At 60.7% G+C, this 13,137-nt stretch carries 14 protein-coding genes; 8 read left to right on the top strand and 6 right to left on the bottom strand.

Annotated elements, in window-relative coordinates:
- Window positions 1-9 precede the first annotated feature (9 nt).
- The 3 genes from BK670_RS26170 to fdhA all read left to right on the top strand — a co-directional run bounded on the left by BK670_RS26170 (window position 10) and on the right by fdhA (window position 3,104).
- Window positions 10-642: a sarcosine oxidase subunit gamma gene (locus BK670_RS26170; RefSeq protein ID WP_008086919.1), complete on the top strand. Its 633-nt coding sequence runs from the start codon at window positions 10-12 to the stop codon at window positions 640-642.
- Between the two features lie 200 nt (window positions 643-842).
- A complete protein-coding gene (purU, locus tag BK670_RS26165; RefSeq protein ID WP_064589552.1) occupies window positions 843-1,700 on the top strand; it encodes a formyltetrahydrofolate deformylase in 858 nt (285 codons plus the stop codon).
- Window positions 1,701-1,904: 204 nt separating this feature from the next.
- A complete protein-coding gene (fdhA, locus tag BK670_RS26160; protein WP_064589551.1) occupies window positions 1,905-3,104 on the top strand; it encodes a formaldehyde dehydrogenase, glutathione-independent in 1,200 nt (399 codons plus the stop codon).
- Between the two features lie 232 nt (window positions 3,105-3,336).
- Here fdhA and BK670_RS26155 read toward each other — a convergent pair whose 3' ends face one another.
- On the bottom strand, window positions 3,337-4,011 hold the full coding sequence (locus tag BK670_RS26155; protein ID WP_123454135.1) for an anti-sigma factor: 675 nt from the start codon (window positions 4,009-4,011) through the stop codon (window positions 3,337-3,339).
- On the bottom strand, window positions 4,008-4,643 hold the full coding sequence (locus tag BK670_RS26150) for an RNA polymerase sigma factor (RefSeq protein ID WP_123454133.1): 636 nt from the start codon (window positions 4,641-4,643) through the stop codon (window positions 4,008-4,010). The genes BK670_RS26155 and BK670_RS26150 overlap by 4 nt, the downstream gene beginning before the upstream one ends.
- A gap of 150 nt (window positions 4,644-4,793) precedes the next feature.
- Here BK670_RS26150 and BK670_RS26145 point away from each other — a divergent pair, with 150 nt between their 5' ends.
- Window positions 4,794-5,351: a DUF2780 domain-containing protein gene (locus BK670_RS26145; RefSeq protein ID WP_123454131.1), complete on the top strand. Its 558-nt coding sequence runs from the start codon at window positions 4,794-4,796 to the stop codon at window positions 5,349-5,351.
- Window position 5,352: 1 nt separating this feature from the next.
- Here the strand turns inward: BK670_RS26145 and BK670_RS26140 are convergent, their stop codons facing one another.
- A complete protein-coding gene (locus BK670_RS26140) occupies window positions 5,353-6,240 on the bottom strand; it encodes an acyltransferase (RefSeq protein WP_123454129.1) in 888 nt (295 codons plus the stop codon).
- Window positions 6,241-6,573: 333 nt separating this feature from the next.
- Here BK670_RS26140 and rloA2 point away from each other — a divergent pair, with 333 nt between their 5' ends.
- From rloA2 to creD, 4 genes are all read left to right on the top strand, one after another.
- The gene (gene rloA2, locus BK670_RS26135; protein WP_007909997.1) at window positions 6,574-7,077 is read left to right on the top strand and encodes a retropepsin-like aspartic peptidase RloA2; all 504 of its coding nucleotides are present in this window, start codon (window positions 6,574-6,576) and stop codon (window positions 7,075-7,077) included.
- 73 nt (window positions 7,078-7,150) lie between these two features.
- Complete coding sequence (gene creB, locus BK670_RS26130) at window positions 7,151-7,831, top strand: two-component system response regulator CreB (RefSeq protein WP_123454127.1); 681 nt, start codon at window positions 7,151-7,153, stop codon at window positions 7,829-7,831.
- Complete coding sequence (gene creC, locus BK670_RS26125; RefSeq protein WP_123454124.1) at window positions 7,831-9,249, top strand: two-component system sensor histidine kinase CreC; 1,419 nt, start codon at window positions 7,831-7,833, stop codon at window positions 9,247-9,249. The genes creB and creC overlap by 1 nt, the downstream gene beginning before the upstream one ends.
- A gap of 169 nt (window positions 9,250-9,418) precedes the next feature.
- Window positions 9,419-10,789: a cell envelope integrity protein CreD gene (gene creD / locus BK670_RS26120; RefSeq protein WP_123454122.1), complete on the top strand. Its 1,371-nt coding sequence runs from the start codon at window positions 9,419-9,421 to the stop codon at window positions 10,787-10,789.
- 199 nt (window positions 10,790-10,988) lie between these two features.
- On the opposite strand, the gene BK670_RS26110 is transcribed toward creD, so the two are convergent.
- The 3 genes from BK670_RS26110 to BK670_RS26095 all read right to left on the bottom strand — a co-directional run bounded on the left by BK670_RS26110 (window position 10,989) and on the right by BK670_RS26095 (window position 13,099).
- Entirely contained in the window at window positions 10,989-11,618 is a 630-nt protein-coding gene (locus BK670_RS26110) for a glutathione S-transferase (protein WP_123454118.1), read from the bottom strand.
- A 174-nt stretch (window positions 11,619-11,792) separates the two neighbouring features.
- Window positions 11,793-11,972, bottom strand: a complete 180-nt coding sequence (locus tag BK670_RS26100; protein ID WP_123454116.1) for a hypothetical protein — start codon at window positions 11,970-11,972, stop codon at window positions 11,793-11,795.
- Entirely contained in the window at window positions 11,969-13,099 is a 1,131-nt protein-coding gene (locus BK670_RS26095; RefSeq protein WP_123455113.1) for a PepSY-associated TM helix domain-containing protein, read from the bottom strand. The genes BK670_RS26100 and BK670_RS26095 overlap by 4 nt, the downstream gene beginning before the upstream one ends.
- Window positions 13,100-13,137: the final 38 nt, after the last annotated feature.

Below are 13,137 nucleotides of genomic sequence, written 5' to 3'. Positions count from 1 at the left end.
AGGTGCTTTATGACCACAGCCAATGTGTACCAACAACGCCCGACCACCGGCGCCAAGGCCGAGTCGTCGCTGCACCATGCCGACCTCGCCAGCCTGGTCGGCAAGGGCCGCAAGAACGCCGGCGTGATCGTGCGGGAAAAGAAACTCCTCGGCCACCTGACCATTCGTGGCGATGGCCACGATGCCGCGTTCGCCGCTGGCGTGCACAAAGCCCTGGGCATTGAACTGCCGGGTGCCCTCAGCGTCATCGTCAAAGGTGAAACCAGCCTGCAATGGATGGGCCCGGATGAGTGGCTGCTGATCGTGCCAAGCGGTGAAGAATTCGCCGCCGAGCAGAAACTGCGTGAAGCGCTGGGTGATCTGCACATCGCGATCGTCAACGTCAGCGGCGGCCAGCAAGTGCTCGAACTGAGCGGGCCGAACGTGCGTCAGGTGCTGATGAAGTCGACCAGCTATGACGTGCACCCGAACAACTTTCCGGTCGGTAAAGCGGTCGGCACGGTGTTCGCCAAATCGCAGCTGATGATTCGCCACACCGCTGAAGACACTTGGGAACTGCTGATTCGTCGCAGCTTTTCGGATTACTGGTGGTTGTGGTTGCAGGATGCGTCGGCCGAGTACGGTCTCAGCGTCCAGGCCTGACCCCGTTTGGCTCATGACTGCATTTGTGGCGAGGGAGCTTGCTCCCGCTCGACTGCGAAGCAGTCGCAAAACCGGTACCCGCATTCTCCTGGAGAAATGCGGTCGCTGATTTTGGGGTCGCTGCGCAACCCAGCGGGAGCAAGCTCCCTCGCCACAGAGTTCACTCTGCTCACCGTTGTTGAAACAGGAGTCACCGCACCATGAGCCGCGCCCCAGACACATGGATTCTGACTGCCGACTGCCCCAGCGTCCTCGGCACGGTGGACGCGGTCACGCGTTTTCTGTTCGAGCAGGGCTGTTACGTCACCGAGCACCACTCGTTCGATGACCGCCTCTCCGGGCGTTTCTTCATTCGCGTGGAATTCCGCCAGCCCGACGGCTTCGACGAACAGTCTTTCCGCGCAGGCCTCGCCGAACGCGGCCAGGCCTTCGGCATGGTCTTCGAACTGACCGCGCCGAACTACCGGCCGAAAGTGGTGATCATGGTCTCCAAGGCCGATCACTGCCTCAACGACTTGCTCTACCGCCAGCGCATCGGCCAGTTGTCGATGGATGTGGCGGCGGTGGTCTCCAACCATCCGGATTTGAAGCCTTTGGCCGACTGGCACCAGATTCCCTACTACCATTTCCCCCTCGACCCCAACGACAAGCCGTCGCAGGAGCGGCAGGTGTGGCAGGTGATCGAAGAGTCCGGCGCCGAGCTGGTGATCCTCGCCCGCTACATGCAGGTGCTGTCGCCGGAGCTGTGCCGCAAGCTCGATGGCAAGGCGATCAACATTCATCACTCGTTGCTGCCGGGTTTCAAGGGCGCCAAGCCGTATCACCAGGCCTACAACAAGGGCGTGAAACTGGTTGGCGCGACGGCGCATTACATCAATAACGATCTGGATGAAGGGCCGATCATTGCCCAAGGGGTCGAGGCGGTGGATCACAGTCATTACCCTGAGGATCTGATTGCCAAGGGGCGGGATATTGAAGGCCTGACACTGGCGCGGGCCGTTGGGTATCACATTGAGAGACGGGTGTTTTTGAACGCCAATAGAACCGTCGTTCTTTAGATCGCTTTCGCGAGCAGGCTCGCTCCCACAGGGATTTGTGTTGAAACACAGGTCTCTGTCACACCAAAGATCAACTGTGGGAGCGAGCCTGCTCGCGAAGGGGCCATAACAAACAACGCAAAACCAACAAGCAATAACCCGAGCACTTAACGCGCTGCCTGCCTGGGCAACGCGGTTCCATAAAAACAACAGCGAGGTGAAAGCATGTCTGGCAATCGTGGTGTGGTGTATCTCGGCGCTGGCAAGGTCGAAGTACAGAAAATCGACTATCCGAAAATGCAGGACCCGCGCGGTCGCAAGATCGAGCACGGGGTCATTCTCAAAGTGGTTTCCACCAATATCTGCGGCTCCGACCAGCACATGGTGCGCGGCCGTACCACGGCGCAGACCGGTCTGGTGCTGGGCCACGAGATCACCGGCGAGGTGATTGAAAAAGGCTCCGACGTCGAAAACCTGAAAATCGGTGACTTGGTCTCCGTGCCGTTCAACGTGGCGTGCGGGCGCTGCCGCTCCTGCAAAGAGCAACACACCGGCGTCTGCCTGACCGTCAACCCGGCCCGTGCCGGTGGCGCTTACGGTTACGTCGATATGGGCGACTGGACCGGCGGCCAGGCCGAGTACGTGCTGGTGCCGTACGCCGACTTCAACCTGCTGAAACTGCCGGACCGCGACAAGGCCATGGAGAAAATCCGCGACCTGACTTGCCTCTCCGACATCCTCCCGACCGGTTACCACGGCGCAGTCACTGCGGGCGTTGGCCCGGGCAGCACCGTTTACATCGCGGGCGCCGGCCCGGTTGGTCTGGCCGCTGCCGCTTCGGCGCGTCTGCTCGGTGCTGCGGTAGTGATCATCGGCGACGTCAACACCATCCGCCTGGCCCACGCCAAGGCGCAGGGTTTTGAAGTGGTCGACCTGTCGCAAGACACCCCGCTGCACGAACAGATCGCCGCACTGCTGGGCGAACCGGAAGTCGATTGTGCGGTGGACTGCGTCGGTTTCGAAGCGCGCGGCCATGGCCACGACGGCGTCAAAGCCGAGGCCCCGGCCACCGTACTCAACTCACTGATGGGTGTGGTGCGTGTGGCCGGCAAGATTGGTATCCCCGGCCTGTACGTGACCGAAGATCCGGGTGCCGTGGACGCCGCCGCGAAAATGGGCAGCCTGAGCATCCGCTTCGGTCTGGGCTGGGCCAAATCGCACAGCTTCCACACCGGCCAGACGCCAGTGATGAAGTACAACCGCCAACTGATGCAGGCGATCATGTGGGATCGCATCAACATCGCCGAAGTGGTGGGCGTGCAAGTGATCAGTCTCGATCAGGCGCCGGAAGGGTACGGCGAGTTCGATGCCGGTGTGCCGAAGAAGTTTGTGATTGATCCGCATAAGTTGTTTAGTGCGGCGTAAGGCTTAAGCGCAATACAAAACGGCGACCTCAGGGTCGCCGTTTTTTGTTGAAATCCAAGGTAAAAAGCTACCCACCCCAGCCCTCTCCCTAAGGGAGAGGGGGAAAGGGAGCAGATTTGCGTTGTTATCGGGCCCGAGTTTCGGCTCGGTACTTCAGGTCGATGAAACTCGAGAGAACACCACGGTCAGTCCCCTCTCCCTCTGGGAGAGGGCTAGGGTGAGGGGCTTTGTTTCATAGGGCCGCCAAAGCACCCTGATAAAGAACCGGCCCCGTCGGCTGCCCGGTCGGCGAACCACCTTTCGGCTCCAGACTCACTGCCAGCGCAATCGGCTTGCCGATCAAGGCTTTCTGCGCCTCGCTCAATTCAACCTTGCCTTTGCCCCCCGCCGGAATGACCCCGAGCGAGATCGGTTTGCCGTCAGCCGGAATTGCCCATAGTTCAAGGCTTCGATCAGGCTCGACCGCCGGCAATGTCAGCGGCTCGACCTGCAGATAATCCGCATGCGCTTCCACCTTCAGCGCCGGTTGCGCATCGGCGGTCAGCAGCGTGGCGTGGTAGCGGGCGTCGTCGCGGTTGTACAGCGAGCCAAGGAAGACCAGCACCACCAGCGAACACAGCGCGGCGGTAACCCGCAGCCAGTTCCAGAACGGCCGCTTCTCGGGCACATGCAGCACTTGCGGGTCGATGCGCGCGGTGATGCCGTGCCACACGCGTTCCGGAACCGGATGTTCTGGCAGCGCTTCGGTGAGAGAGGCGAGGCTTTCCTGCCATTGCGCCAGTTCGGCTCGCAGTGCCGCGTCATCCAGTAGCAACTGTTCAAAGCGCCGCCGCGCAGGCGCAGACATCAGGCCGATGGCGTAGTCGGCGGCGAGGGCGCGGCGCAGGGCAGGGGTCTGGTAGTTCATGATTCAAGGCACCGGCGCAGACGTTCCAGGCCACGGCGAATCCACGATTTCACCGTTCCCAGCGGCGTGGCCAGGTGTTCGGCCAGTTCCGAGCACGACAATCCCTGAAAGTAGGCCGCGGTAATCGACTGGCGCTGCATGCTTTCGAGGGTTTCGAGGCAACGGTTCAGCGCCTTGGCCTCACGGGCGCTGTTCAGTTGCTCGTGAGCCGAAGGGCTTTCGTCCGGCAGTGTGTCCTGTTCGAGATCGGTCAGTGGCCGTTCGCGATGTTTGCGCAACTGATCGATGGCCTGATTACGGGTGATGTTGATCATCCAGGTCAGCGGCGCCGACAGGTGCGCTTCGTAGCGCGAGGCGTTGTTCCAGATGCGCACGAAGCTTTCCTGCAGCACTTCCTCGGCCAGATCGGTGCGGCCCATAAAACGCAGGGCCACGCCATGCAGACGCGGGCCGACGCTGCGGTACAGCGTTTCGAAGGCGCGACGATCGCCCAGTGCACACTGGGCCAACAGCTGGCGCAACTGATCGGTGTCGGCGATGGAAATGACGACTCTCCAGGCAAAGGTCGAACGACGAGGGCTGGACTCGGACTGATCACAGGCTAGTTCAGTGACAGCGGTTGTGCCATTCATCGCGAGGGTGTCCGGGATTTCACGTTTTATATACGCAGGCCGGACGAAAATGGATGCGCCGCGCCGGAACATGCCGGCGGATACCCGGTCAAACCGGCAGTTTCACTGCCCGTTCAACGGGTGGTTTTCACAGCGCAAGAGGATGTCTGAATGAAGATTTCACGCGGTATTGCAATGGCTTCGCTGATGACCCTTGCGGCCAGTCCGGTGTTTGCCGGTTTCAGTCTGGACGATGTGACCAAGGCGGCTTCGAGCATGCAGGGCGGCAATGCTGCCACCGCCGCCGCGCCGACCTCGGAAACCGCCGGTCTGCTGCAAGCCGTCACCGGTCTGGGGGTTACCCCGCAGCAAGCCGTCGGCGGCACCAGCGCCATGCTGGGCCTGGCCAAGAACCAATTGAGCAGCACCGATTATTCGCAATTGGCCAAAGAAGTGCCGGGCATCGACAAGCTGTCGGGCGGCGGTGGCAACCTGGCGGCGCTGAGCGGGTTGCTGGGCTCGTCGGGCAAGTCAGCCGGGCTGGAAAACGCGCTGGGCAACGTCAAGGACACCAATGACCTGAACAATGCCTTCGGCGCGCTGGGCATGGACAGCGGCATGGTCGGCCAGTTTGCCCCGGTGCTGCTCAAGTATCTGGGGGATCAGGGCGTTGGCGGCCCGCTGCTGCAAAGTCTGGGCAGCATCTGGGGCGCCGGCACCGGTAGCTGATTCAGCCGCGCTCGCCGCGCAGTTCGGCGATGCGCAGATCCTTCTCGTTCCAGAGCTGGTTGACCCAGTTCTGGATCGTCTGACGAAACGCCGGATCATTCTCGTAATCGCCCTGCCACAGCGCCGGGTCAAGTTCGCGGGTCTTGATGTCGATGATCACGCGCGGCACGTTGCCGCTGATCAAATCCCAGAAGCCCGGGATGTTCGCCTGTGGATAAACCACCGTGACATCGAGCATCGCATCCAGCTGTTCACCCATCGCCGCCAACACGAACGCCACGCCGCCCGCCTTGGGCTTGAGCAAGTGCTTGAACGGTGATTGCTGCTGGGTGCTTTTTGCCGCGGTGTAGCGGGTGCCTTCCAGATAATTCACCACGGTCACCGGTTGACGCTTGAACAGCTCGCACGCCTGTTTGGTGATTTCCAGATCCTTGCCCGCCAGCTCCGGGTGCTTCGCGAGAAACGCCTTGGTGTAGCGCTTCATGAACGGGTAATCCAGCGCCCACCACGCCAGCCCCAGAAACGGCACCCAGATCAGTTCTTTTTTGAGGAAGAATTTGAAGAACGGCGTGCGCCGGTTGAGGGTCTGGATCAGTGCCGGAATATCGACCCACGACTGGTGGTTGCTGACCACCAAGTAAGAGGTGTCGCCGCGCAAGTCTTCACCGCCACGAATGTCCCATTGGGTAGGGATGCACAGGCGGAAAATCAGCTTGTCGATTTCGGCCCAGGTCTCGGCGATCCACATCACCACGCCCGACGCATAGTCGCGCCAGCGGCCGGGCGCCACCAGTTTGAGCAGGGCAAACACCAGCAACGGCCCGATCAGAATCAGGGTGTTGAGCAACAGCAGCAGGGTGACGAAACAGCCGGTGAGCAGGCGGCGCATAAGCAACTCTATGAAAGCGGATGGGCGCGCCATGATAAGCAGCTTCGCGCGACAGGCCAAATCGGCGGTGACGAATGTTTCACTTTTGAGAGGTTACCCTTGAGTCATCGCTGAACCCGGTGGCGAGGGAGCTTGCTCCCGCTGGGCTGCGAAGCGGCCCCGAATCCATGCGCCTCGGTGTATCAGCTTAATTGCACAGACAGGTTTTACGACGACTGCGTCGCCGAGCGGGAGCAAGCTCCCTCGCCACAAAGGTGGCTGCTGTTTCAACTTCCATTGTTTTCCGCTGTCTAGAATTCGACGCTGAGCCCACTCTTTCAGGAAGCCCCTTACGTGAAATCCCTCCTTGCACTGTTTGCCCTCGTCGCCCTGCCGGTCATGGCCGCCGAGCCGACCCTGTACGGGCGCTACGAATACATCGCGCTGCCGGAAATCGGCGGTGAAGTGCTCAAGGCCAAGATGGACACCGGCGCGCTGACCGCCTCGCTGTCGGCCAAGGACATCGAAACCTTCACCCGCGATGGCGATGAATGGGTACGGTTCCGCCTCGGCACCAAGGACGCCAGCAACAAGGTCTACGAACACAAGGTCGCGCGGATCAGCAAGATCAAGAGCCGTTCGGATGAAGAGGACGAGGGCGAAAGTACCGAAGTCGCCAAACGCCCGGTGGTCGATCTGGAGCTGTGCCTGGGCAACGTCAAGCGTACCGTCGAGGTCAACCTGACCGACCGCAGCAACTTCAACTATCCGCTGCTGATCGGTGCCAAGGCCTTGCGCGAGTTCGGCGCGGCGGTGAACCCGGCGCGGCGCTTCACGGCGGACAAGCCGGACTGCTGAACCAAGTGGTCTCATTGACGTAACGTCAGGCTTGGGGCACCGTTCGCGCACCTAACCCACGGGCTCGGACGCCATGCCTCATATCCTGATTGTCGAAGACGAAGCGGCGATTGCCGACACGCTGATTTTTGCCTTGCAGGGCGAGGGCTTCACCACCACGTGGCTGAGCCTCGGCGCAGCGGCGCTGGAACATCAGCGCCAGACCCCGGCCGATCTGATCATTCTCGACATCGGCCTGCCGGACATCAGCGGCTTCGAAACCTGCAAGCAGTTGCGGCGCTTCAGCGAAGTGCCGGTGCTGTTCCTCAGCGCCCGCGATGCCGAGATTGATCGCGTGGTGGGCCTGGAGATCGGCGCCGACGACTACGTGGTCAAGCCGTTCAGCCCGCGTGAAGTCGCGGCGCGGGTCAAGGCCATCCTCAAGCGCATGGCACCGCGTCCAGCTATAGAAGCCGGTTCTGCGCTGTTTCGTATCGATCCGGAACGGATTCAAATCATTTATCGCGGCCAGACGTTAAGCCTGACCCGCCACGAATTCCGCCTGCTGCAATGCCTGCTCGAACAACCCGAACGAGTGTTTAGTCGCGAGCAATTGCTTGATGCGCTGGGCGTGGCGGCCGACGCCGGTTATGAGCGCAGCATCGACAGCCACATCAAAAGTGTGCGCGCGAAGTTGCGGCTGGTGCGTGCCGACGCCGAGCCGATCCAGACCCATCGCGGCCTCGGTTACAGCTACAGCCCGGGGCACAGCTGATGTCGCTGGGGCTGCGGATCTTTCTGGTGTACGTGCTGTTTGTCGGCCTCACCGGGTATTTCGTGCTCAACACGGTGATGGAAGAAATCCGCCCCGGCGTGCGCCAGTCCACCGAAGAAACCCTGGTCGATACCGCCAACCTGATGGCGGAAATCCTCCGTGATGATTTCAAGGCTGGCACCCTCAGTGAGAATCGCTGGCCCGAGTTGCTGCGTGCCTATGGTGAGCGCCAGCCGCAAGCGACGATCTGGGGCTTACCGAAAAATCAGGTCAACCACCGTATCTACGTCACCGACGCCAAGGGCATCGTTGTGCTCGATTCCAGTGGTGTTGCGGTCGGTCAGGATTATTCGCGCTGGAACGACGTCTACCTGACCCTGCGTGGCGAATACGGCGCGCGCTCAAGTCGCAGCGATCCGGATGACGCGAGTTCGTCAGTGATGCACGTCGGCGCGCCGATCCGCGACAACGGCCAGATCATCGGCGTGGTCACCGTGGCCAAGCCCAACAGCTCATTGCAGCCCTACGTCGATCGCACCGAACGGCGCTTGCTGTTTTATGGCGCCGGGTTGATCGGCCTCGGTTTGCTGTTTGGTGCTTTGTTGTCGTGGTGGCTGAGCCGTGCGCTGCACCGTTTGACCGGTTATGCCCAAGCGGTGAGCGCAGGCCGCCGGGTAGAAGTGCCGCATTATCGTGGCGGTGAACTGGAACAACTGGCTACCGCCGTGGAACAGATGCGCACGCAACTGGAAGGCAAGGCCTACGTCGAGCGTTATGTGCACACGCTGACCCATGAGCTGAAAAGTCCACTGGCGGCAATTCGCGGTGCGGCGGAACTGCTGCAAAGCGATATGCCGCCGGTTCAGCGCTTGCGGTTTGTCGGCAACATCGACAGCGAAAGTGCGCGGATGCAGCAGTTGATCGAACGGTTGCTCAATCTGGCGCAGGTGGAACAACGTCAGGGCCTTGAAGAGCGGGTCGCCGTGCCGTTGGCGGCGCTGGTTGATCAGTTGTTGCAGGGGCAGGCAGCGCGGATTGAAGGCAAACAGTTGCGCATCGAACAGACAATTGCGGCGGATCTGCTGTTGATTGGCGAGCCGTTTCTGTTGCGTCAGGCGCTGGGCAACTTGCTGGAGAATGCGCTGGATTTCACCCCGGTTGAGGGGCTGCTGCGGTTCTGTGCCGAGCGGGTGGGCGAGCAAATCGAATGTCGATTGTTCAATGAGACGGCGGCGATTCCTGACTACGCTTTGCCGCGTTTGACTGAACGCTTCTACTCATTGCCACGCCCGGACAGTGGGCGCAAAAGCACCGGGTTGGGGCTTAACTTCGTTGAAGAAGTGGTCAAGTTGCATGGTGGGTCGATGCAGATTCGCAATGTCGAGAGCGGTGTTGAGGTGACATTGCGCCTGCCTTGATACCGTCAAAAGATCGCAGCCTTCGGCAGCTCCTACATTGGATTGCGTACACTTGTAGGAGCTGCCGAAGGCTGCGATCTTTTGATATCTCCACACAATCTCCACATTCCCCCCACATTGCCCTCATACAGCACCAGCAGACTCTGCCCATCCAAACAGGGAGAGTCCCATGAACAAGAATCTGACGATCAAACTCGGCGCCATTGCCCTGCTGATCCTGCTGTTGCTGATCCCGCTGCTGATGATCGACGGCGTTATCGACGAGCGCCAACAGTTGCGCGACGGTGTGCTCGAAGACATCGCCCGCAGCTCCAGTTACAGCCAGCAACTGAGCGGCCCGGTGATGGTGGTGCCGTATCGCAAAGTGATTCACAACTGGAAAACCAACGACAAAACCAATCAGCGCTACGACGAGCCAAGCGAAGAGCGCGGCCGTCTGTACTTCCTGCCGGAGCGTTTCGAACTCGACGGCCAGGTGCAAACCGAACTGCGTGCACGGGGCATTTATGAAGCGCGGCTGTTCCATGCCGACAACCGCATCAACGGCCATTTTTCGCTGCCAGCACAGTTGGGCATCAAAGAAGACTTCACCGATTACCAGTTCGATGCACCGTTTCTCGCGGTCGGTATCAGCGACATTCGCGGCATCGAAAATGCGCTGAAACTGGAACTCGATGGCCAGCGTCTGGACTTCGTTCCAGGTACGCAAGTCGGTTGGCTCGGTGAAGGTGTACGGGTCACGCTGCCGCTGCTCGACACCAGCAAAACCACCGAGCTGAGCTTTGGTTTCGACCTGCGTCTGCAAGGCACCGGTTCGTTGCAAGTGTTGCCGGTGGGCAAGACCAGCAGCGTCAGTCTTACCGCCAACTGGCCGCATCCAAGCTTTGTCGGCAACTTCCTGCCGGGCAAACGTGAAATCAATGATCAGGGTTTCAGCGCCGATTGGCAGACCACGTTCTTCTCCACCAACCTGCAAGACGCCATGAGCCGTTGCGTGAGCGGAAATGATTGCGAGGCGTTCAACGGTCGCAGCTTTGGTGTGAGTTTCATCGATCCGGTGGATCAATATCTGAAGAGTGACCGGGCGATCAAATATGCGCTGCTGTTCATCGTCCTGACGTTCGCCGGTTTCTTTCTGTTCGAAGTGCTCAAAAGCCTGGCCGTGCACCCGGTGCAATACGCGCTGGTCGGTGTGGCGCTGGCGTTCTTTTATCTGTTGCTGCTGTCGTTGTCGGAGCACATCGGTTTTGCCCCGGCGTATCTGTTGTCGGCCAGCGCTTGTGTGTTGTTGATCGGCTTTTATGTCTGCCACGTGTTGCGCAGTGTGCGTCACGGTTTGAGCTTTTCGGCGGGGCTGGCGGCGTTGTATGGCCTGCTCTACGGATTGCTCAGCGCTGAGGATTACGCGTTGTTGATGGGCTCGTTGTTGCTGTTCGGTCTGCTGGGTGTGTTCATGGTGCTGACGCGCAAACTGGACTGGTACGGGATCGGGCAGAAATCGGCCAAGCCGTTGGAGTTTGATGTGGGGGCGATGCAATGAGCCGGGTGGGATTGCGTGAAGATCAGCGAGAGGTGGAGGTTTTGGTGACGCTGATTTTTGCAGCGCTGCCTCCGGAACCGAGGTGGTGCATTCGCGAGCAGGCTCGCTCCCACAGGATTGGTGGTGAAACAGAGTTCTCTGCCATACCCAAATCCACTGTGGGAGCTAGCCTGCTAGCGATGAGGCCGGAACAGACGACTTAAGGCTTGGGCATCGTGGCGATCATGGACGGTCGCTGACTCACCTCAAAGAACCAGTTGGCCAGTTGCGGGTTGGCATCCCGCCAGCCCAGGTCCGGGAAGCGCAGGTCGAGGTAACCCAGCGCACAGGCCACGCTGATCGCTGCCACATCAAAGTGGCTGGTCAGCTCGGCAATCGCGTCGCGCTCCAGCACGGCAAGGGCGCGGCGGATCTTGTCGCGCTGGGCTTCGAGCCATTCGTCCCAATGCTTCTCCGGCGCGCGCAACACCAGCTCATAACGCACCATCACCGACGCGTCCATGATCCCGTCGGCCATCGAGGCGAGGGTCAGGCGGCGCCAGCGGGCCGCGCCTTCGCGCGGGATCAGCGGATTGCCGACGTGTTGTTGATCGAGGTATTCGAGGATCACCCGGCTGTCATGGATGACGTTGCCATCGGCCAGACGCAGGGCGGGGATCTTGCCCAGCGGGTTGTCGACATTCAGCTCGGCGCTCGGGCTGACCGGACTGAGTACGCAGTCTTGCAAGGCCACGCGATCCTGCTGGCCGGTTTCATGCAGCAACACCATCACTTTGCGCACGAACGGGGAGAGCGTGTTGTGGTACAGGGTCATGCTGGGGGCGGACATTGGCAGGGTCTCGATCAGGACAGTGAGGGGGCAGCATAGCGCGTAACGCCACGTCCTCAAGCCCAGCGCAGAACCAATGTGGGAGCGAGCCTGCTCGCGAATGCGTCGGGACAGTCAACATTGGTGTTGAATGTCAGAGCGCTTTCGCGAGCAGGCTCGCTCCCACAGGTTTCTTTAGCTTCGCTGCAACAATCCCCTGATCGCCAAAAATGCCGGAACACCCAGCCCAACCCAACTCAGCGCATCCCAAACCCCATCCCCCAACAACGCCGCAAACAATCCCGCCGCACTGAGCAGCGCAATCACGATCGGCGTGCTGAACACCTTCCAGAAACTCGACTGACGCGGCTTCATGCAGACGCCTCCGCCGTTTCCACTACAGGCTTCGCCGCTTTGCGTCGCACCACCCACAGATACACGCCGCTGCCGAGCACAATGATCGTCAGCACATCGAGCGTGGCCCAGAGAATCTTCATCGGCATGCCGCCGTAGTCGCCGAAGTGCAGCGGTTGCGACATGCCCATGGCGTCCATGTACCACGGCCGTTCGGCCACGGCGGTGACCTGCAGCGTGGTGGCATCGATCAGCACTGGCGTCAGCAGATGCGAGGTCAGGTGCGTGCCGCCCTTCATGAATACCGAGTAATGGTGCTCACTGGAAAACCGCGTGCCGGGGAAGGCAATGAAGTCCGGCTGCATGTCCGGGGCCACTTCGCCAGCGATATCGAGCAAACGCGTGGCCGGCGCCAGATGCGTCAGTGGCGGGGCATCGCGATAAGGCGCGATCAAAGTGTTCAGGGCATCGTTGCGCCAGGCTGCGATCAACAGGTCGGCACAGGCGCTGATCACGCCGGTCACGCCGACCACCAGCGCCCAGGTCAGGGTGACGACACCGATCAGGTTGTGCAGGTCGAGCCAGCGCAATCTTGTCGACTTGTCCTGACGCACGGTGCCGAACTTCAAGCGGCGCATGAACGGCAGGTACAACACCGTCCCGGACACGATGGCCACGACAAACAACAGCCCCATGAACGCCAGCAGCAATTTGCCCGGCAGCCCGGCGAACATGTCGACGTGCAGGCGCAGGATGAACAGCATCAAACCACCGTTGGCCGAAGGCGTTTCCAGCGCCTCCCCGGTGCGTGCATCGAGCATGAACGTGTGCGAGGAGTTCGGTTCGGTGCCCGCGGTTTTCGCCATGATCGTCAGCACGGCGTTCGGCTCATCGTCATCGAAACCGAAGTACTGCACGACGTCATCGGGGCGATGTTTTTCGGCGGCCTCGACCAGTTGCGCCAGGTTCAGCCGTGGCGTGTCGGCCGGCAGCTCGCGCACTTGTGGCGCGTCGCCGAGCAGGTGCTCGATCTCGTGATGAAAGATCAGCGGCAGACCGGTCAGTGCCAGCATCAGCAAAAACACGGTGCAGACCAGGCTGGTCCAGGTGTGGACGAACGACCAGCGACGAATTGTTTTACTTTTCATTTCATGACCTTCAAAAACACCAAAGCCGTCCACGAGGG

It is taken from the genome of Pseudomonas fluorescens (assembly GCF_003732425.1).
In the GTDB taxonomy this organism is placed as follows: Bacteria; Pseudomonadota; Gammaproteobacteria; order Pseudomonadales; family Pseudomonadaceae; genus Aquipseudomonas; species Aquipseudomonas fluorescens_BE.
The sequence above is the reverse complement of the archived record's forward strand: the minus strand, read 5'-3'. Positions and strand labels throughout refer to the sequence as shown.